The organism is Kitasatospora sp. NEAU-69 (assembly GCF_057158765.1).
In genome coordinates, this window is the sequence record NZ_JBWXUE010000002.1 from 76,866 (window position 1) to 96,701 (window position 19,836).

Consider the following 19,836-nt stretch of genomic DNA (forward strand, 5'->3'; position numbering starts at 1 on the left):
CCGCAGCCCACCCCGCCCCCGCAGCCGAACGAGCCGTCCCCCGGAAAGGGGTGCTGACCATGCCCGACACCACCGAGCCGACCGTGCGCATCGTGTCCTTCGGCTTCCTGCACGGCGCCCCGCCCGCCGGCGCGCACCTGACCCTCGACCTGCGCCAGCACTTCAAGGATCCGCACGTGGACCCGGCGCTGCGCGAGCTGACCGCACACGACGAGCCGGTGCGGCGCGCGGTGATGACGACCCCCGGTATCCGCGAGCTGGTCATCAGCGCCGCGGGCGTGGTGGAGGCGTTCGACCTGGGTCCCAGCGCCGGGCCGGTGCTGGTCGCGGTCGGCTGCGCGGGCGGCCGACACCGCGCCGCCACCGTCGCCATTGCGCTGGCCGATCGGCTGCGCAAGCTGGGCCTGTCGGTCGCGGTCGAGCACCGCGACCTCGACAAGCCCGTGATCGAACGGCCCGCCTACCGCCAGGATGCCCATCCGGCGTGGATGCGCGACCACCTGCCGCCGCGTCAGGCCGTGCGGCGTCCGAGTCCGGGCCGCCGACTGCTGGACGCGGCGGGTGGCTACACCACGTTCCTGTGCCCGGTGCCGGAGTGCTCGCTGCAGGTGCGGGTGCGCGGCATGAAGCCGGGTGAGAAGCGCCGGTACCAGGAGTTCGCCGCCGACCACGCCCGGCACGGCACGCAGGGGCGCAGCGCCTGAAATGGCGCCCGCGGCGCCCGGCAGGAAGCGGGGCCGGGTGGCCCTCTTCCGACGTCGGGCGCCGCGTCCTGACCTGCTCGTTTCCTCGTTTCGTCTCGTGATCGGAGTTGCTCGTGCGTTCGCGTTCCTCGATCCGGATACCGCGTCAGCGCGGTCGGCGGCGTATGCCAGCCGCGCAGGTCATCGACTTCGGCCGGGGCACGGCCCCGGTCGTGGTGATGGCCCCCTACCGTCCGCCGCTGGCCGCCCAGTTGGCCGCCGCGACCGCGCGGGGCCTGTGGCGCACCCGCGCCGTCATGGCGCCGAGCTGGGCGGCGGTCGGCCTGTTCGCCTCGACGGCCGCGCTCGGTGTGGCCGTGCCGCTGGCCTGGGCCCCGCTCGGCGGCCTGGCCCTCATGGTCCCGGCCGGGTGGCACGTGGCCCGGCGGCGGGCGCCGCTGGCCGCTCAGCGCCGTCGGCTGCGCGAAGCGCGCCCGAGCGTGGCCGCCGCAACCGTGGTGCTGGCGTGGATGTCCGCCGCGATCGGCCTCGGTCCGGCGTCGGCGCCGGTGGTCGTGCTGTGGGCGGCCGGCACCGCCACCGCGCAGGGCCTGTGGTGGCACCACCGCAGCCGGCGCCGCGCTCTCGCCGCCGTCCCGCTCACCCCGTCCGCCGACCCGGTGTCGGCCGAGCAGCAGCCCGCTGACGCCGTCCCGTTCGCCCAGCAGCCCGTCCAGGACTGAACTCCCTTAAGGAGAAGCACAGATGAGCACTCCTCCTCCGAACGGCCGCGGCCGTGGCGGTCAGCAGCCCTACACCGGTCAGCAGCAGCCGTGGCCGGGCCCGCAGCAGGGCCCGGCCGGCGGCTCGGGCGGCGGTGGCCGGGGCGGTAACTCCTACAACTTCAGCTACACCCGGGCGCGTACCAACGTGCGCGGAGCCGCCGGCGGTGCGGGCCCGGCCGGCGGCGGTGGCATCGGCCGTGGCGGTGGGCAGGGTGGCGGTCGTGGTGGTCAGGGTGTGGGTGGTGGGCGGTCGTACTCGCCGCTCGGTGACCCGGAGTTCTTCACCAACGCGGACATCCGCCAGTACTGCGAGCACGGCCGGCAGGCGTTCGTGCAGATGTCGTTCGAGCTGGCGATCGCGGGCGAGGTGCTGCAGCAGGTGCTGAAGGAGGTCCCCGACGCGGACGGGCGCCCGTTCGGCTCGCAGATGCGCGCCCGCCGGGTCGCCAAGCACCTGAAGAAGGCCGCCGACCAGGCCAAGGACGCCGCGGCCGAGCTGGCCCGCACCTACGCGGCGTTCCAGCGCGAGTACGACCCCGAGCTGTCCGCGATGGGCCGTCGGCGCGGTCCGGCCCGGCCGCGCCGCTCGTTCGACTTCAACAACTAGCCACCCCCGGGAGGGAGATCCGTCGTGTCCGGTACCGACCGTCACGCCCAGCCGCTGCACCTGCAGCTCGAAGCCGCCCATCACCAGGGCGGCCTCGGCGAGTACCTGCTGCACCGCGCCAAGCCCTACCTTCCGCCGTGGCTGCTCGCGGCCGGTACCGGACTGCTGTCCCTGCCCGCCCACCTCATGTGGTCCGGCTCCGCCGCCGCCTCCGCCGGCCTGACGCTGGCCTCCGTCGGCCTGACCGGGGCGACGTGGTGGGCGGGCAAGCCCACCACTGCTCAGCGGCGCCTGCACTCAGCGATCACCGTTGCGGCGTCCACGAGTTGGTTCACCGCGGCGGCGCTCGCGGGGCCGATGGCCGGGCCGATCCCGAGCCTGTACCTGATCGGCGCCCCCGCGCTCGCGGCGACGTGGAACGTTCGCCAGATCCTGCGCGTCAACGCCGACGGGCAGGGCGAGAGCACGGACAAGGGCCTGCTGGAGAAGGTCGGCCTCGCCAAGACCCTGGTCACCAATGCGAAGGTGTCCCCGAACAAGGCGTCGTTCGACCTGCGGCTGCCGCCGGGGGAGTTGACGCCGGACGACGTCGCCAAGGCGCTCCCGAAGCTGGCTTCCGCCCTCGACGTCGCCAAGACCGCGGTGCGGATGGTCGCTGACCCTGACTCCAACGGCCGGGCTCAGCTGACCGTGGTCCCGCACGACCTGCTCAGGGCCGGAGCTGCGTTTCCTGGGCCGTCCTCGCCGGGAGGGTCGATCGCCGACCCGGTGGTGGTGGGGATCTACGAGGACGGCGAGCCGCTCGTGATGTGGTTCCCGGGTGACCCGGACGAGGGCCGCAACGCGATGCACCTGCTGATCATGGGGATGACCGGCTCGGGCAAGTCCGAGGGCGGGATCACCGCGCTCGGCGAGATCATCACCCGCCGCGACGTCGTCGTGTGGGCATCCGACCCGGCCAAGGCCGAGCAGACGTTGGGGCCGCTGCTGCCCGCGATCGACTGGGCCGCCCTCGACATGAACTCCACCAAGGCCATGATCGAAGCCCTGCGGGCCGTGATCCCGGCCCGGACCGCGTGGCTGGCCAAGTACGGCTACAAGCAGTGGGTTCCGGCGTGTGCGGAGACGCAGGCCGACGGTTCGCCGGGCATGCCGTACCTGATCGGCTGGTTCGAGGAGGCCGCCAAGACCATTCGCGAGACGGATGACGACGTGTTCACCGGGATCGCGCAGGAGGCCCGCTCCGCCGGCTTGTCGCTGGTCGTCTCGCTGCAGCGCGCATCCGGCTCGCAGATGTCCACCGACACCCGCGCCTCTCTCGGGTCGTCCTGGGTGTTCGGGCTGCGGGACGAGCGCGACGCCGGGTTCGCCCTGCCCGATGAGGCGATGGACGCGGGGGCGGCGCCGCACGCGTGGAAAGACAAGCGGCCCGGCTACAACTACCTTGTCGCAAACGGGATCCCGGAGACGTTCTGGGCCGTGCCCGCCCGCTCCTACCTCACCCCCGCCGACTACCTCACCTGGGCCGTCGTGGAGTTCGCCGACGTCCGCTCCGCGCTCGACCCCGTCACCGCCGGCGCCACCACCCAGACGGTCGGCCCGGCCTACACCGGGCGCACCCGCCACCCCCTGCCCGAACTCGACACCCCGCACCCCGGCGACAAGGACGACTGGGACGAGCAGGAGGAGTACGAGGACGAGCAGCCCCTGTACCTCACCGACCACCGCGAGGACTCCGACATGGACCAGCAGGACGACACCGACCCGGACGAGGGGTGGATCGACCCGGAGGAGGAACTCCCGCCGGTGCGCGCCGACGAGGTGGTGCGCTTCGCGCTGCCGGAGATCCCGCCGCGGACCAAGCCGAGCAAGGCCGAAGCCCACCGGATCATGGTGCAGCTCCTCGATGGCTTCGAGGCCGAGGGGCGCACCACGGTCGCCCCGGCGGACTTCATGGAGTACTGCGACTATCACCACCGCTCGCGCGGTTGGGTCTCCGGCGAGGTCGCTGCGATGGTCATGAACGGCCGTCTGCGCGAGACCGGCGAGACCGGACGGTACGAGATCGTGCCTCAGGACCGCGCCGCGGCCTGACCCCTGCCGGGGCCGGTTTCTGACGCCTCTGACGGTCCTGACGCGTCTGACGCGTCTGACGCGTCAGGACCCGCGGCGGCCCGTTTCCCTGGGTGACGCGTGCGCGCGAGGCCCGTCTGACGCGTCAGACGGGCCTTTCTGACGCCCCTGACGCCCATTCCTGACGCTCCTGACGCGCCCTGCCACGCGAGCGTCTGACGCCCCGACACCCCGCCACCACGCCCCCGGGAACCGTCCCCCGGGCGCGCCGGAAGGACCCTGCCGTGATCCTCACCGCCTCCTCCGCCCTCGTCTTCGCGATCATCACGTTCCTGATCGTCCGCTCCGGACGCGTCACCGTCCTGGTCGCCTCCGGTATCTGGCTGAGCGGCTTCACCCTCGCCGGAACCGGCCTCGCAGGTCCCGTGAACCACCTGCTCGCCGCCGGCGCGCACGCACTCGCCCACATCCACTGACCCGACCGGAGCCCTCGTGAGCGACTACGCGATCACCACCGTCCTGGTCCTCGCCGCCGCCGGCTTCTTCCGGCTGCGACTGACCTCCTCCCTCGCCACCAGCCTCGTCCTGTCGGCCACGCTCTACGGCCTTTGCCAGCTGCTGATCCACGCCCACCTTCACCTCTGACCACCGCCCAGCGAGGAGGACCGCCGTGAACCAGCCCCAGCAACCCGCCCCGCCCGTGATCGGCTACACCACCGACGGCCAACCGCTCTACACCGCCCACCCCGCCGCCGCCCCGCTGGTGCCCTACCAGCCGCAGCCCGCCCCGGTCGTCCTGCACCACCCGGGCCCCGCCTACCTGCCCACCCAGCCCTACACCCCGCCCGCGCCCGGCCGGGACCCGTGGCCCGCGCGCCTCGCGGCCGGCGGCATCGGCATAGGCGCCGCCGGCGTCGGTCTCGGCTTCCTCGCGCAGGCTCTGGCCGCCGCCACGACGGGTCTCGCGCTGCTGGTCGGCGTCCTCGCCCTGGTCTGGCTGATCAAGTCCGGCCACGGCGGCGGCCGGCAAGGCGCCGTCAACGTCAACGTCACCACCCACAACCGCAACCGCTGACCTGCCCGACCGGCCGTGCCGCCCGACCCCGCCGCACCCCGCGGCGGGCCCCGGGTGGTGCGGGGGACCGGACAGGATCCGCGCTCCCGGACCACCTGACAGCCCTCTTGGAGGCTCCTGTGTCCGCCGGAGAGACCCCGATCACCATCGTCGGCAACCTGACCGACGACCCCGAACTGCGCTTCACCCCGGGCGGTGCGGCCATGGCGAAGTTCACGATCGCCTCGACGCCGCGCGTCTACGACAAGACCACCGGCCAGTGGAAGGACGGAACCGCGCTGTTCCTGCGCGCCACTGCCTGGCGCGAGATGGCCGAGCACGCCGCCGACTCGCTCTCCAAGGGCACGCGCGTCATCGCCAGCGGCCGACTCGTTCAGCACAACTGGCAGACCGAGAACGGCGAGAACAGGTCGATGCTCGGCCTCGACGTCGAAGAGATCGGCCCCTCCCTGCGGTTCGCCATCGCCAAGGTCACCCGCGCCCAACGCGCGACCGGCGGCCCCGCCGGCAGCTCCGGGCAGGCCGCCGACCCGTGGTCCACCGCGGCCCCCGCCCCGGCCGGGGCACCGGCGGGCGGCAGCTCCGGCATCACCGACGAGCCGCCGTTCTAGACGCCGCTCGCCCCGGCCACGCACTGCACGGGCCCCCGCGGCAGCCGTCCACCTTGGCCGGACGGCGGCTGTCGCAGGGGCCCGATCAATCCCGAACCCAATCGAGATCGGAACCAGCATGCCCAAGTTCACCCCGCACACGCTCGCCGTCGTCGATGACGCCGACGACCGCGACCGCGCCTCGAACGGCTCCTCGCGCTACGGCGCCTACCTCGACCAGTGCGCGCACTGGTTCGCCGACGACGGATACCCCCTGGACGCCGCCCGGTTCGCGGCCGCCGCGTGGATGGTGGCAACCGGTCCGATCATGGCCCCCGGTTACGTCCGGCTCCGCCCGGACCTGCTGGGCGTCAAGGTCTACGTCGGCGACAGCGGCGAGCTGCTCATGAACGTCATCGTCCCGCTGCGTCAGCACGCGCTCGCCCACCGCCCGGCCGGCCTGGCCGACTGGGCCAGCGACCGCTACTCGTGGGACACCGACGCCACCTGGCCCCGGCTGACCGAGCCGGACATGACCACCCGCTCGACCCTGCTGCTCACCGCCTCCCTGGTCATCCCGGTGCCGCTCGCGCTGCTGGACGAACCCACCGCCAAGGGTCCGGGCGCGGTGCTGACGATCGAGGCCAAGGAGACCGTCGCCACCCTCGTGGCCGTGCTCAACAGGCACGCCCAGAGCGTCAACGAGCTGACCGGGGACGCAAGGTGAACCCCGACCGGCAGGGGCGTCGGCCCATGGGCACCCACACCCCGACTGCCCCGGACACGGTGGACCTGTTCGCCGGCCCCGGCGGGCTCGACCTCGCCGCCGTTCGGCTCGGCCTGAACCCGATCGGGATCGAGCGGAGCCCGGACGCGTGCGCGAGTCGCCGCACTGCAGGTCTCACCACCATCGAAGGCGACGTGCGGGACTTTGGGCCCGGCGACTTCCCGACCGTCCGTCACCTGCTGGGCGGGCCACCCTGTCAGCCGTTCTCCGTCGCCGGAACCGGCGCCGGCCGCCGAGCCCTGGACCAGATCGTGCACCTGGCAGGCCGGTTGGCGGCACGGCGCACCGTCCCCCAGGCCCCGGCCGTGGGGGACGAGAACATCCGACTCGTGCTGGAGCCCCTGCGCTGGGCCCTTGCCGCCGCCGACGACGGGCGCCCGTTCCGGACGATCGTGTTGGAGCAGGTCCCTCAAGTCCTGCCGGTCTGGCAGGTGTTCGCCGGGATTCTGCGGGCCGAGGGCTACCGGGCGGTGTGCGGGGTGCTGCGGGCCGAACAGTACGGCGTGCCGCAGAGTCGCCGCCGCGCGGTCCTGATCGCCCGCCTCGACGGCCCCGCCGCCCTCCCGACCCCGACCCACCGCCCCTACCGACCCGGCATCCCTCAGGACGCCGGGGATCCGGCCCTGTTGCCGTGGGTGAGCATGCGCCAGGCACTGCGACGCGCCGTGCCGTTCACCGTGGTCAGCAACTACGGCACCGGCGGCGACCCGGCCGCACGCGGGCGCCGGACCTGGGACCAGCCCGCCGCCACCGTCACCGGGAAGATCACCCGCAACCGCCTGATCGGCCCCGACGGCACCGAGCAGGCCCGCCTCACGTGGGCCGAGGCCGGCGCCCTCCAGTCCTTCCCGCACGACCACCCCTGGGCCGGTGGGGACATCGGCCAGCAGATCGGCAACGCCGTCCCGCCCCGACTCGCCTACGCGGTCCTGGCCGCAGCCGGCCTCCCCGCCCTCGTTCGGGAGGCGGCATGAACGCCCACACCCGGGTCGCGCCGCTGGTCTGCTCCGAGCTGTGGTCGGCCGTGCTGGCCGCCGCCGCGGGCCGCTGCCAGTGCCGCGGCACCTGCGGCAAGAGCCACAAGGCGGACGGCGGACGGTGCCCGCGCGAGCACGCCGGCTATCGCCACCGGCACGGCGGCGGACTGGTCCACCTGATCGCCGCCCCCGCCGACCCGGCCGACATGCTCCTGCCTGACCACCGACAGGCCGCCCTGCCCAAGCGGGCCCTGGCCGCGTGGTGCCCCGACTGCCACCACGGCAGCCACGCCGCCGCCCGCAGGACCGCCCGCACCAGCGCCCCGGCCGACGCCGCGGACACGCTCTTCGACCTCTGATCGGCCACCAGGAGAACCCCGTGTCCGACCAGACGAATCGCCTGCCGAGCCCGCTGGACACCGCCCTGTGGCTCGCCCACCGGGCGGTGCCGGTGCTGCCCCTTCGGGTCGGCAAGGTCCCGTTCGGCAACTGCCTCACCTGCAAGGACGTGGCGTGCGGCGGCCGACCGAACATGAAGACCCCCGGCCCCTGCACCTGCCCGGCCCCCTGCCACGCGTGGGCCGCCGCCACCACCGACCCCACCGTCCTCACCAGCCCGGCATGGGCCGCAGCCTGGCGTGAAGCCGTGACCGTGGCCTACCACCCCGGCGGAGTCGGGGTCACCGTTCTCGACCTCGACAACGCCGCCGCCCTCGCATGGGCCCGCGCCACCCTGCCGCCGACCCGCGTGATCGTCACCACCCGCGGCGAGCACTGGATCTACCGCGGCGTCATGGCCTCCGCCAACGGAGTGCGGCCCGGCGTGGACATCAAGTCGCGCATGCACTATGCCCGCTGGCTCGGCCCCGGCACCGGCACCACCGTCCCACTTCCTTCCCTGGTGAGGGACTTGGTCAGGAAGGAAGAGGCCACCCCGGCCCGGATCGGCGGCGGGGTGGCCTCTTCCGCTACCGGCCCGAGGTGGACCCGCACCAGCCGTGGCGGCTGCCGCCACACCGACGGCTACCTGGCCACCGGCCTGAACCGGGGACTCGACAAAGTCCGCAGCCACAGCGAGCACGGCGCCGGATCGGCGGCATTCGGCGTCGCCCGCTTCCTCGCCGCCCAACACACCCACTGCCCCGGCCCCTGCGACCTCGCCGGAATCGCCGAACAGATCACCGCCACCGCCGTCTCGGTCGGCGTCCCCCACGACTACGCCGTGCGAGCCGTCACCCGCGGCTTCACCACCGCTGGCACCACTCTGTCCGCCCCCATCGGGCGCTGATCCGCCGGAGCGACCGCCCCTCTCCCAAAGACAAGCGGTCGCCCCGGCTCCCCCTGCTCCGCAAAGAAACAGGAGACCCCCAGCATGACCGATCCCACCCCGCCCGCGCCCGAGAACGGCAGCCCGCCCCCGATCGACGGTGCCACGCTGCTGGACGAGGTCGAGCGGCACCATCGGCGCTTCAACGTCTTCCCCTCCGAAGCCGCGTACGTCGCGGTGGTGCTGTGGGACGCGCACGCCCACCTCCTCGACTGCTTCGAGTCCACCCCGCGCATCGCGTTCCTCTCCCCGGAACCGGGCAGCGGCAAGACCCGCGCGCTGGAGATCATCGAAACCCTCACCCCGAGGTCGATGCTGACCACCGACGTCACCCCGGCCGCGCTGTTCCGCTCCGTGTCCGACCCCGCGGCCCGGCCGACCATGTTGTTCGACGAGATCGACACCACCTTCGGCGCCAAGGCCGCCGGCAACGAGGACCTGCGCGGCCTCATCAACTCCGGCCACCGCCGAAGCGGCGTCGTCCTGCGGTGCGTCGGCGACGGCTCCACCCAGACCGTCCAGCCCTTCCCCGTCTACGCCGCCCTTGGCATGGGCGGCCTCGGGGACCTGCCCGACACCATCATGAGCCGATCCGTCATCATCCGGATGCGCCGCCGCGCCCCCAACGAGACGGTCGAGCCCTTCCGTGAGCGCACCACCAAGGCCGAGGGTCACATCCTGCGGGACCGCCTCGCCACCTGGGCCGACAGCGTCCGCGGTCAACTCGCCGACGTGTGGCCCGAGATGCCCGACGGCATCAGCGACCGTCCCGCCGACGTCTGGGAACCGCTGCTTGCGGTCGCCGACGCCGCCGGCGGGCACTGGCCTGAGCGCGCCCGCAAGGCCTGCGTCGCCCTCGTGACCGCCGCCAAGGCCAACGACAAGGGCTCCGTCGGCATCCGGCTGCTCGCCGACCTTCGGGACATCTTCAACGGCGCCGAACGGATGCTCAGCATCGACCTGCTGAGCAAGCTCGCCGAGCTGGACGACGCCCCGTGGGCCGACCTCGACGGCAAGCCCATCACCGCCCGCGCCCTCGCCCGCATGCTCGGCGACTACGTCACCGCTGACAACGACCCCATCAAGCCCCGCAACATCAAAACCGGCCCCAAGAGCAGCGCCAAGGGCTACTACGCCGCCGACCTCGCCGACGCGTGGCTGCGGTACTGCCCGCCCCGCTCCCAGGAATCCGCTACTGCCGCTACTGCCGCTACCGCGCAGGTCAGGCACCTGATTCCGGTAGCGGATCCGGTAGCGGTAGCGGATACCAACCCGCTACCCACCCCCGAGAACACCGCCACCGCCGCCACCCCGCGGTAGGCCGCACCGCCGCTCCCGACCACGCCCGGGAGCGGCACCAATCCGCTACCGCTACCCAATCCGCTACCAAAAACATGCCCCTGGCCAGGGAGGTAGCGGCAGTAGCGGCAGTAGCGGATTCCAGGAGAGAGAGCCGAGCCAGCCTTTCCAACTCACCATGAGGTAGCCGCCATGCCCAAGCAGGAGTACCTGAAGCTCCGTGCCGTCCTCGAAGAGATCGACATGTCCCGGTCCGCGTTCTACCGCATGCGCGCCAAGGGTCAGGCCCCCGAAATGATCCCGCTCCCGAACGGCCACCTCCGGTGTACCCGCGCCGCGCTGGATGCGTGGTGGGCGGGCCGCCGAGCGACCGCCGCCTGACGCTCGTCCCGCCAACTTCGGGGCCCCGGCAGCGCCGGGGCCCCTTGCCGTGAGGTCTCCCGTTGCTGACACATGAGTTCGTTCCCTACTCGATCCGCCACCGGCCGGACCGGGCCAAGCCGTTCCAGACCCGCTGGCGGGTCGGCGACCAACAGCACTCCCAGAGCTTCCTACTCAGAGTGCAGGCCGACGGCCGACGCGCTGAGCTGATGGCCGCAGCTCTGCGCCGCGAGCAGTTCGATGTGCAGACTGGGCTGCCGGTCTCGGAGTTGGAGAGGCTCCGGAAAGCCGCCGAGCCGGCTGAGCCAACCTGGTTCGAGCACGCAAAGAAGCATGCCGAAGTGAAGTGGCCCGACGCTTCCGCAAAGGAGCGTGCGGCGCGGGCGGATGGCCTTGCCACGATCACCCCCGCATTGGTCGTCGACCACCGTGGGGCCCCGCAGGAAAGAGTTTTGAGACGCGCGCTCTCCTGCTGGGCGTTCAACTTCTCCCAGCACAGGTCAGAGCCACCGCAGGAGATCGTCGCGGCCCTCGAATGGCTGGCGCAGAAGTCGCTTCCGATCTCGCAGCTGGAGGACTCCGACACCATTCGGGAAGCGTTGAAAGCCATCACGCTGAAGCTAGACGGCAAGCGGGCAGCCGACAATACGATCAACCGCAAGTACGCCACCTTCAGCGGTGCGCTCAAATACGCGATCGAGCGGAAGCTTCTCACTGCCCACCCGCTCAAATTCGTGGACTGGTCACCCCCGGAGACTGACTCTGAGATCGATTGGCGCTACGTCCCGGCCCCCCGCCAGGCCCGGGACCTGATCGAGGCCGTGCGGAACCTCGGGCGGCGCGGGCGGCATCTCTCGACGTTCTACGGCTGCATCAACTGGGGTGCGACGAGGCCCGCTGAGGCAACGAACCTGAGGCTGCCAGACTTCGTGCTGCCGGAGACCGGGTGGGGCTTGATCGTGGCACCCGGCAGCTCGCCCCGGGTCGGCTCCCGGTGGACCGACGACGGAGCGTCGTTCGAGGAACGGGGGCTCAAGCACCGGGCCCGCGCGGCGACTCGGGACATCCCGATCCCGCCGGTGTTCGTCCGGATGGTGCGTGACCACGTGGAAGAGTTCGGACTGGGCTTGGACGGCCGGATCTTTCAGGGGGCCGAGGGCGGCCTGCTGACGACCAAGGAAACCTCAGCCGTCTGGAAGCAGGCCCGTGAGCTGGTGCTTACTCCCGACCAGGTGAAGACGCCGTTCGCGGGGGTGCCCTACGACCTGCGGGCAACCTGCGTGTCTGGCTGGCTCGCGGCCGGGCTGGATCCGACGGAGGTCGCCTACCGCGCGGGCCACAGTGTCGCGGTGCTCTACAAGTTCTACGCCAAAGTGGTGGACGGCCGGCGCGACCGGTCCAACGCCCTGATCGAGAAGTTCCTGAGCGAGGAGTACGACCAGGGGTAGCAACCGTGGACCTGGTCCACGGCTGGTCCACACACTCTGACTCACCTTGGCATCAGGTGGGACAGTCCGGCACAGGAACGGTCAGGGCGGGTATCGGCATGTCACCGATACCCGCCCTGACCAGGCTTTCGCCCACCAGCGGAGAGCGTGGGATTCGAACCCACGGTACGGGGTCACCGCACGACAGTTTTCAAGACTGTTCCCTTAGGCCGCTCGGGCAGCTCTCCAGGCGGAGGTCAGCCTAACGGGTCCCGGGGCGTTCGGTGCACCAGGTTTCGCGGGTCGGGCCGGGGTGCGTCAGTTGCTGTCGCCGGTGCGGCTGCCGAGGGTGACGGTGGTCTTGGCGGCGACGCCGTTGCGGGTGTACTCGACATCGACCTGGTCGCCCGGGGAGTGCGTCCAGATCGTGCTCACCAGGGCCTGGGAGTTGTCGATGGTCACGCCGCCGAGCTTGGTGATGACGTCACCGGCCTTCAGGCCGGCCTTGTCGGCGGGGCCGCCGGGGGTGACGGCCGGGGTGCCCTGGACGGCACTCGGGTTCACCTGGGCGCCGTCGCCGTTGTAGTTGTCGTTGCGCAGGATGCCGAGCGTCGCGTAGACCGGGGTGCCGGTCTGGATCAGCATCTGGGCGACCCGCTTGACCTGGTTGATCGGGATCGCGAAGCCGAGGCCGATGCTGCCGGCCTGGCCGCCGCCGCTGTTGGCGGTGCTGGACTGGATCGCCGAGTTGACGCCGATCACGGCGCCCTGGGCGTTGAGCAGCGGGCCGCCGGAGTTGCCGGGGTTGATCGAGGCGTCGGTCTGCAGCGCGCTCATGTACGAGACCTGCGAGCCGCTCTCGTCGCCGGAGGCGACCGGGCGGTTCTTGGCGCTGACGATGCCGGAGGTGACGGTGCCCTCCAGGTCGAACGGCGCGCCGATGGCGACCGTGGTGTCGCCGACCGCGACCTGGTCCGAGTCGCCGAGCGGCAGCGGCACCAGCTTGTACGGCGGCGGGTTGTTCAGCTTGATCACCGCGAGGTCGTAGCCCTTGGCCTGGCCGACCACCGAGGCGTCGGAGGTGCTGCCGTCGGAGAACTTGACGGTCAGCTTGCCGCCGTTCGCGGCGGGGGCGACCACGTGGTTGTTGGTGACGATGTGGCCCTCGGTGTCGAAGACCCAGCCGGTGCCGGTGCCGGACTCCTGGCTGCCGTCCGCCTTGATGGTGACGACGCTGGGCAGCGCCTTGGCGGCGATCCCGGCCACCGAGTCGGGGGCCCGGTTGAGCACCTGGGTGCCGGGGACCGAGAGGGTGGTGCTGCTGTGCGAGCTGCCGGAGGAGGCCGGCGAGCTGGAGTTGCCGCCCTTGAGCGCGGCACCGGCCAGGCCGCCGGCCACGCCGGCCACCAGCGCGACGGCGGCGATCAGCGCGACCAGTCCGCCGCGGCCCTTGCGGCGCACCGGGACGGCCTGGCCCGGGTACTCGCCCGGGTAGCCGGGCTCGCCGTAGCCGGGGCCCATCGGGCCGCCGGGCGGGGTCCCCCAGCCCGCGCCGACCGGGTGGCCGGCGCCGAACGGGTGGTGCTCGGCGTGCTCGGCGTAACCGGCCGGCTGGCCCGGGGCGACCGGCGGCACCGGCGCGGTGGGCGCGCCGTACGGGTCGGTCGGCCGCTCGGCCATGGTCGGCGGCTGCGGGACGGCCGGCGGCGGCGCGTCCAGGTAGGTCGGCGCGGGGGCCGCAGGGGCGGCGGGAGCGGCGGGGGCCGCCAGCGGAGGCGCGTCCAGGTACGTCGGCGCCGGGGCGGCGGGGGCCGCGGGGGCCGCAGGGGTCTCGTCGTGGGCCGCGGCGGCCGGGGCCGGGGCGGCCGGGGCCGGGGCGGCCGGCTTGCTGAATACGACCGTCGCCTCGGGCTCCGCCGGAGTGGCCGGCGCCCCCGTCGTCGGTGTACCACCGACTGCCGGAGTGCCCCCCGGCTCCCCGTGGCCGCTGGAGAACTGCTCCCCCTGCGGCCCGGTGGAACCACTCTCGTGCTCGGTGCTCACGGACGACCTCCATTGCTGGCTGGGACCTTGGCCCCTAGTTTTTCCCATGGCCGATCTGGTTGCCGTAAGGGGCCGCCTGAAGAATGGTTAAGAATCCTTAGGCAGACCGAACGGCGCAGTCCACGAGCGGTTCCGGTTCCCCGACCGGAGTTCCGCCATGCGGGACGGTAATTGCGCCATCTTGGCCGATTCAGCAGGCCCGGCTAGCCTGTCGAGTCCACAACACGACACGCGGGAGCTTGGACCCCATCCACGCTGAGAGTGCGCTGGTCGACCGTACGCCATGGCCCTGGGCCCGGTACGGCCGAGGGAGCGCTGACCGCCGGAACCTGTCCGGGTAATGCCGGCGTAGGGAGTCTCGGTCATGACGGCTGCTCCGCCCACCCCTTCTGCACCCCTGCCCCCCTCCACACCGCTGCTCGACGACCCGGCCCGGCAGTCCGCCGGCCGCGCCGAGGCGCCGCTGGTGCTCGACACCGCGCCCCCGCGCACGCTCGGCTTCAAGGACCAGTTCGCGCTCTGGGCCAATCTGGGGATCAGCCTGATCGGCTTCACCAGTGCCGCGACCGTGCTCGGCGCCCCCGGGAGCGAGCTCTCGTTCACCGCGGCGGTCACCGCGATCGTGGTCGGCACCGTGATCGGCACCGCGATGCTGGGCGTCGCTGCGCTGATCGGCACCCGCACCGGCGCGCCCGCGATGGCCGTGCTGCGCGGGCTCTTCGGCACCCGGCTCTCCTACCTGCCGACCGCGCTGAACATCCTGCAGTGCGTCGGCTGGGGCGTGTACGAGCTGATCGTGATCGCCTGGGGCGCGCAGACGGTGGCCGACACCCAGGGCTGGCGCTGGCTCTTCGTGGTGCTGGCCGGCGGGGTGACCACGGCGCTGACCATCTGGCCGCTCGGCTCGATCGCGGCGCTGCGCAAGTACGTGGCGATCGCGGTGGGCATCGCGATGGTCTACTTCACCGTCCAGCTCGCCCGGCACGGCGTGCCGGACCCGGGCGCGGGCAACTGGAAGGGCTTCCTGGGGGCGACGGACGCGATCATCGCCGTCTCGATCTCCTTCGTGCCGCTGGCCGCCGACTACACCCGGCACGCGCGGACCGGCCGCTCCTCGTTCTGGGGCACCTTCTCCGGCTACACGATCGCCCAGGTCTGGTGCTACCTGCTCGGCCTGATCGCGCTGCTGCAGTCCGGCGGAAAGGAGGACAACCTGCTCGACTCCTTCACCGGGGTCGCGGCCGGCTGGGCCTTCCTGCTGGTGCTGGTGCTACGCGAGGCCGACCAGTCCTTCGCGAACGTCTACTCGACCGCGATGTCGCTGCACAACCTGTTCCCGCGGGTGGACCGGCGGCTGCTGACCGGCGGGATCGGCCTGCTGGTGACGGTGCTGGCGCTGAAGATCCAGGCCTTCACCGACTCGTACTACGCATTCCTCGGGCTGATCGGCTCGGTCTTCGTGCCGCTGCTCGCGGTGCTCGCGGTGGACTTCTTCCTCGGCCGCGGCCGGCGGGGCTGGGACCTCTCGCAGGACGCGCCGGCCCGGCCGCTGATGCTGCTGCCGTGGGCGCTGGGCTTCTGCACGTACCAGTTCCTCGCGCCGACCAAGATCGCCGGCTGGTGGACCGGCTTCTGGACCGACCTGCAGGGCTGGGTGCACTTCACGCCGCAGCAGTGGTCCTCGGCCTCGCTCTTCTCGTTCCTGGTCGCGGGTCTGGTGACCTGGGGCCTGGCGAAGCTGGTCCCCAGCGCCTGACGGCGCCACCCCGTGCCGGACGCCGCGGCACCGCGGGGTCCGGCGTTGGGGTGGCCGTCGCACGCCTGTCACCTGGGGGTCCTAGGGTTGGCGTGTGACGACTCCCGACCTCTCCGCCGACCCGACCCGATCCGCCAGGGCGGTCCAGGTGGTCGCGCACCGCGGCTCCTCCGAGGCACTGCCCGAACACACCCTGACGGCCTACCGCCGAGCCCTGGCGGAGGGCGCCGACGCGGTCGAGTGCGACGTCCGGCTGTCCCGGGACGGCCAGCTGGTCTGCGTGCACGACCGGACCATCAACCGGGTCTCGGACGGCGGCCGCAAGGTCGTCTCGGCGCTCACCCTGGAGCAGCTGACGGCGTACGACTTCGGCTCCTGGAAGCCGGGCGGCACCCCGCAGGAGCGGGCCGATCCGGAGCGCCGCTCGGTACTGCGGCTGGACACCCTGCTGGAGCTGGTCGCGGACTGCGGCCGCCGGGTGGACCTGGCGATCGAGACCAAACACCCGGTGCGCTACCGCGGCCACGTCGAGGCCGAGCTGCTGCGGGCGCTGGACCGGTTCGGCATCAAGGGCGCGGCGCACGGCGGCGAGGGCGACCCGGACCGCCCGCACGCGCGGATCATGAGCTTCTCCGGCCTGGCCGTGGGCCGGATCCAGCGCGCCGCGCCGGAGTTCCCGCGGGTCTTCCTCTTCGAGCGCCCGGCGGCGCTGCGGCTGTGGCCGGGCAGCGGGCTCCCCGGCGGCGCCGTGATCGCCGGCCCCGGCATCGAGCTGGTTCGGCGGCAGCCGGAGCTGGTGACCAGGCTGCGGGCGGCCGGGCACCGGGTGCACGTCTGGACGGTGGACCAGCCGGAGGACGTCGAGCTCTGCCTGCGGCTCGGGGTCGAGGCGATCATCACCAACCGGCCGCGCGCCGTGCTGGACCAGCTGGGGCGCTGACGCCGGCCCGCACGCCGGCCCGCCCGTCTGCCAAAGCCGGCCGGCCCGCCCGCCCGCAGGCGGTGGGCGGGCCGTCCGGATACGACGCAGGCCACGCGCACACCGTGCGGATTGGCGTACGCGGGGCGCAGCCGCGGGGGGTGCGGCGAGCCCGGCGGGCGGATTCCGGCCCTTGGTTCGACGCAGCGTAAGCAGCTAATCACCTTTTGCGCACAGCGTGTTGCCACAGCTTGCCCGACTTCACAATTGACGGGCCACGAGCGAGTGAACCCGTTTCCAGTGCATTCCCCCGGGGCATCCATCCATCGGCAAACGCTGAAGGAGGTCCGGGGGTGGCGTTGATGGTGGCGCGCGAAGTGCCGACTTCATCGACCATGGCGGTGCCGCACGGCCCGGCCAGTGTCGGGGCCGCCCGGCGCCGGCTGCGGCGTGATCTGGGCGACCGCGAGGTCCCGGACACCGTCATCGACGACGCGGTTCTGATCCTTTCCGAACTGCTCAGCAATTCCTGCCGTTATGCCCGGCCGCTGGCGCCTTTGCTGGATCTCGACGGAGATCTGCCCGGCGCCGACCCGGATGTCATGCCGGATGTCATGCCGGGAGATGTCCGGCGGGATCTGCGGCGAGATGTTCCCGGGGGGGCCGATTCGAAATTCCCGGACAACACCGCGGATATGACCCGGTCGTCACGGGAAAGCGAACAGCCGGAGAAGCCCGGCGGGGTCCTGGTGCGCTGGCAGATGCACACCGACGGCCTGCTGACCCTGGAGGTCACCGACGGCGGCTCGGTCACCCGGCCGCTGCCGGCCAGCCCGTCGCTCACCGCCAAGGGCGGTCGCGGCCTGAGCATCGTCGGCCAGCTGGCGGCGGACTGGGGGGTGCGGGACGCGCCGGGCGAGGTGACCGTCTGGGCCGCGCTCCCGGCGCACACGGTGCACGGCGAGCACGCCCGCTCGGCCTGACCCGCCATCGGCCGGACGCACCCCGGAAGCCTCCCCGGTGGATCCTGCCGGGCGCGCCGGGGCGTCTCGCGGGCGCCCGCGCGCGCCGTCCCCGCAGTCCGGCCCGCACAAACGTCAGTAGGCTGCCCCGGAGACCGTCACCACCGTCCCGGGAGAGCCGCACCATGGCCAAGAAGGCCGCCAAGAAGTCGCCCCAGTCCACCCGCACCGCCGTCCCCGCCGGCAGTGTGCCGGTCGTCGGAGCCCGCGAGGACTGCCCCTGCGGCTCCGGCCGCCGCTACAAGGCCTGCCACGGCCGCGAGGCCGCGCACGCGGTCCAGGAGCTGGTGAACCGTCCGTTCGAGGGACTCCCGGGCGAGGCCGACTGGGTGGCGCTGCGTGAGCTGGTGCCCGCCGCCACGGTGCCGCTGACGCTGGCCGCCGGTGTCGCCGACGGCGCCTCCGGTGAGATCCCGTCGGTCACCCTGGCCACCGTGCTGCCGCTGGCCTGGCCGGCGCTGCGCCGCCCCGACGGCTCGATCCTGCTCGGGCTGCAGACCCAGTCCTCCTCCGGCGACCTCAGCCGGGACCTGGCCGACGCACTGGTCGAGGCCCTGGTCACCGAGCCCGGCAACCCGGTGCCGACCCGGCGGGCCCCCGCCGACGGCCCGCGGCTGCAGGACCTGCTCGACCTGAGCGCACCGTTCGTGCCGGCCGTGCACACCGGCTTCGAGTTCTGGCTGGAGGACGCCGAGGCCGCGACCGGCGAGGTGGCCGCCTCGCTGGAGCGGGCGAACGCCTCGGCGATCCCGACCGAGAAGGTCACCAGCGTGGACTCCGCCTACTGGTGCGGCACCCCGGACAAGAACCACCTGCGCTGGGTGATGACGGTGCCGGAGGAGCAGCTGCTGGACGCGCTGGCCCGGCTCTCCGCCGCCGGCCGGACCTCGATCGGCGAGGGCACCAAGCTGGTCGGCTCGTTCCGCGCGCACGGCCTGACCGTGCCGGTCTGGGACCTGCCGACGTCGATGACGGCCGCCGACTGCGAGAAGCCGGCGGCGGAGTTCGCCGAGCGGCTGGCCGGCGCGCTCGCCGTGACCGAGCCGCTCAGTGGCGAGGAGCGCCGGTCCCGCGCGAACCTGGTGAGCCGTCAGGTCACGCTCAACTGACCACTCCTGTCCGTCTGTGATCATTTTTGATCGCTCGGACGTGACTCTGGTCACATTCGGCGTGCCCACGCCGAAAACGCCCGGTCAGCTTCGCCAGGGAAATTGGCTACGGCGCCAATCCTTGTTACTGTTTTAAACAGTCCGGTCGCTGGTGCATCCCCCGTCGCCAGCGGCCGGATCTTCCATTTGCGCAGGTGAGTTGAGACCGGCGGGCCACTGTCAGTACGCGAGCCGGCTGCCGTCCGGCGCCGCCGTCCCCGCCGCCACCAGCGCCGCCAGCAGCACCGCCGCCCTGGGCAGCCGCACGCCGCCGCCCGGCGCGGCCACCGGACGCCGCAGCCAGCGCACCGGCGCACCGCGACCGGCCCCGGTCGGCGAGGGCGGCAGCACCAGGAACCCGCCCGGCCCGTGGAAGCGCACCGAGCTCGGCACCCGGCCCGGCCCGCCGCCGGAGCACAGGGTCTCCTCCTCGGCCGCCAGCAGTTCCGCCAACTCCTGGTACTCGTACGGCTCGACGAGCAGCGCGTAGCGGGTCGCACCGGCCAGCACCGGGCCGGTCGGCACCCGTAGCTCGTCCAGGTAGTCGAGCAGCAGCGCGCCCGCCGTCGCCGGCAGGCTGACCGCCGCCACCGCTCCCCCGGTGGCGACCAGGATCGGCGCCTGTGGACTGTGCCGCTCCCACCACCAGCGCACCATGCCCGCCTCGGTGGTGGCCGCGAGCAGCGGCTGGTCGTGCGGGTGCGCGCCGGGCACCGGGCAGTCGTCGTCACCGCAGGAGCAGACCGCCGGGCCGAGCAGCGGCAGCTCGTCGCCCGCCCGCTCCACCATGACCGCGCCCGGCACCACCGGCCACCGCCACTGCTGGGTACAGGTCAGCGCCGCCTGCAGCAGCGCCTGCCGGGTTCTGTGGCGGCGCCTCGCCAACTCCCGCGAATCTCGCATGGGCACTCGTTCCTCTCCGCAACCGGGTGGACCT

The 19,836-nt window shown here is 72.7% G+C and carries 21 protein-coding genes and 1 tRNA gene; 19 read left to right on the forward strand and 3 right to left on the reverse strand.

What is annotated here, in order from left to right; all coding sequences use genetic code 11:
- The first annotated feature begins 59 nt into the window (after window positions 1-59).
- From AC060L_RS02440 to AC060L_RS02510, 15 genes are all read left to right on the forward strand, one after another.
- Complete coding sequence (locus AC060L_RS02440) at window positions 60-704, forward strand: RapZ C-terminal domain-containing protein (protein WP_483796699.1); 645 nt, start codon at window positions 60-62, stop codon at window positions 702-704.
- Window positions 705-868: 164 nt separating this feature from the next.
- The gene (locus AC060L_RS02445) at window positions 869-1,426 is read left to right on the forward strand and encodes a hypothetical protein (RefSeq protein ID WP_483796700.1); all 558 of its coding nucleotides are present in this window, start codon (window positions 869-871) and stop codon (window positions 1,424-1,426) included.
- A gap of 22 nt (window positions 1,427-1,448) precedes the next feature.
- A complete protein-coding gene (traA, locus tag AC060L_RS02450; RefSeq protein WP_483796701.1) occupies window positions 1,449-2,075 on the forward strand; it encodes a plasmid transfer protein TraA in 627 nt (208 codons plus the stop codon).
- Window positions 2,076-2,099: 24 nt separating this feature from the next.
- Window positions 2,100-4,169, forward strand: a complete 2,070-nt coding sequence (traB, locus tag AC060L_RS02455; protein WP_483796702.1) for a plasmid transfer protein TraB — start codon at window positions 2,100-2,102, stop codon at window positions 4,167-4,169.
- A gap of 263 nt (window positions 4,170-4,432) precedes the next feature.
- On the forward strand, window positions 4,433-4,624 hold the full coding sequence (locus AC060L_RS02460; RefSeq protein ID WP_483796703.1) for a hypothetical protein: 192 nt from the start codon (window positions 4,433-4,435) through the stop codon (window positions 4,622-4,624).
- Between the two features lie 16 nt (window positions 4,625-4,640).
- Window positions 4,641-4,793: a hypothetical protein gene (locus tag AC060L_RS02465; protein ID WP_483796704.1), complete on the forward strand. Its 153-nt coding sequence runs from the start codon at window positions 4,641-4,643 to the stop codon at window positions 4,791-4,793.
- Between the two features lie 25 nt (window positions 4,794-4,818).
- Window positions 4,819-5,223, forward strand: coding sequence for a hypothetical protein (locus AC060L_RS02470; RefSeq protein ID WP_483796705.1), 405 nt, complete (start codon window positions 4,819-4,821; stop codon window positions 5,221-5,223).
- A gap of 119 nt (window positions 5,224-5,342) precedes the next feature.
- A complete protein-coding gene (locus tag AC060L_RS02475) occupies window positions 5,343-5,834 on the forward strand; it encodes a single-stranded DNA-binding protein (protein WP_483796706.1) in 492 nt (163 codons plus the stop codon).
- A gap of 118 nt (window positions 5,835-5,952) precedes the next feature.
- Window positions 5,953-6,540: a hypothetical protein gene (locus AC060L_RS02480; protein ID WP_483796707.1), complete on the forward strand. Its 588-nt coding sequence runs from the start codon at window positions 5,953-5,955 to the stop codon at window positions 6,538-6,540.
- Between the two features lie 26 nt (window positions 6,541-6,566).
- Window positions 6,567-7,574 carry a DNA cytosine methyltransferase gene (locus tag AC060L_RS02485; protein ID WP_483796708.1) on the forward strand — a complete coding sequence of 336 codons (1,008 nt, stop codon included), beginning with the start codon at window positions 6,567-6,569 and terminating at the stop codon, window positions 7,572-7,574.
- Window positions 7,571-7,936 carry a hypothetical protein gene (locus AC060L_RS02490; protein WP_483796709.1) on the forward strand — a complete coding sequence of 122 codons (366 nt, stop codon included), beginning with the start codon at window positions 7,571-7,573 and terminating at the stop codon, window positions 7,934-7,936. Before AC060L_RS02485 ends, AC060L_RS02490 begins: the two co-directional genes overlap by 4 nt.
- A gap of 20 nt (window positions 7,937-7,956) precedes the next feature.
- Window positions 7,957-8,865, forward strand: a complete 909-nt coding sequence (locus AC060L_RS02495) for a bifunctional DNA primase/polymerase (protein ID WP_483796710.1) — start codon at window positions 7,957-7,959, stop codon at window positions 8,863-8,865.
- Window positions 8,866-8,949: 84 nt separating this feature from the next.
- Complete coding sequence (locus AC060L_RS02500; RefSeq protein ID WP_483796711.1) at window positions 8,950-10,224, forward strand: DUF3631 domain-containing protein; 1,275 nt, start codon at window positions 8,950-8,952, stop codon at window positions 10,222-10,224.
- A 171-nt stretch (window positions 10,225-10,395) separates the two neighbouring features.
- Window positions 10,396-10,584 carry a helix-turn-helix transcriptional regulator gene (locus AC060L_RS02505; RefSeq protein WP_483796712.1) on the forward strand — a complete coding sequence of 63 codons (189 nt, stop codon included), beginning with the start codon at window positions 10,396-10,398 and terminating at the stop codon, window positions 10,582-10,584.
- A 62-nt stretch (window positions 10,585-10,646) separates the two neighbouring features.
- Window positions 10,647-12,032: a site-specific integrase gene (locus AC060L_RS02510; RefSeq protein WP_483796713.1), complete on the forward strand. Its 1,386-nt coding sequence runs from the start codon at window positions 10,647-10,649 to the stop codon at window positions 12,030-12,032.
- Between the two features lie 139 nt (window positions 12,033-12,171).
- Here AC060L_RS02510 and AC060L_RS02515 read toward each other — a convergent pair.
- Window positions 12,172-12,259: transfer RNA gene (locus tag AC060L_RS02515), tRNA-Ser, on the reverse strand.
- A gap of 70 nt (window positions 12,260-12,329) precedes the next feature.
- Window positions 12,330-14,054, reverse strand: a complete 1,725-nt coding sequence (locus tag AC060L_RS02520; RefSeq protein ID WP_483796714.1) for a S1C family serine protease — start codon at window positions 14,052-14,054, stop codon at window positions 12,330-12,332.
- A gap of 364 nt (window positions 14,055-14,418) precedes the next feature.
- Between AC060L_RS02520 and AC060L_RS02525 the strand changes: the two genes are divergently transcribed.
- The 4 genes from AC060L_RS02525 (at window position 14,419) to AC060L_RS02540 (ending at window position 18,860) form a co-directional block, all read left to right on the forward strand.
- Complete coding sequence (locus AC060L_RS02525) at window positions 14,419-15,810, forward strand: purine-cytosine permease family protein (RefSeq protein ID WP_483796715.1); 1,392 nt, start codon at window positions 14,419-14,421, stop codon at window positions 15,808-15,810.
- 94 nt (window positions 15,811-15,904) lie between these two features.
- A complete protein-coding gene (locus AC060L_RS02530; protein ID WP_483796716.1) occupies window positions 15,905-16,750 on the forward strand; it encodes a glycerophosphodiester phosphodiesterase family protein in 846 nt (281 codons plus the stop codon).
- Window positions 16,751-17,091: 341 nt separating this feature from the next.
- A complete protein-coding gene (locus tag AC060L_RS02535; protein ID WP_483797049.1) occupies window positions 17,092-17,712 on the forward strand; it encodes an ATP-binding protein in 621 nt (206 codons plus the stop codon).
- A gap of 164 nt (window positions 17,713-17,876) precedes the next feature.
- Window positions 17,877-18,860, forward strand: a complete 984-nt coding sequence (locus tag AC060L_RS02540) for a DUF5926 family protein (protein WP_483796717.1) — start codon at window positions 17,877-17,879, stop codon at window positions 18,858-18,860.
- A gap of 219 nt (window positions 18,861-19,079) precedes the next feature.
- Here the strand turns inward: AC060L_RS02540 and AC060L_RS02545 are convergent, their stop codons facing one another.
- Entirely contained in the window at window positions 19,080-19,802 is a 723-nt protein-coding gene (locus AC060L_RS02545) for a bifunctional DNA primase/polymerase (protein ID WP_483796718.1), read from the reverse strand.
- Window positions 19,803-19,836: the final 34 nt, after the last annotated feature.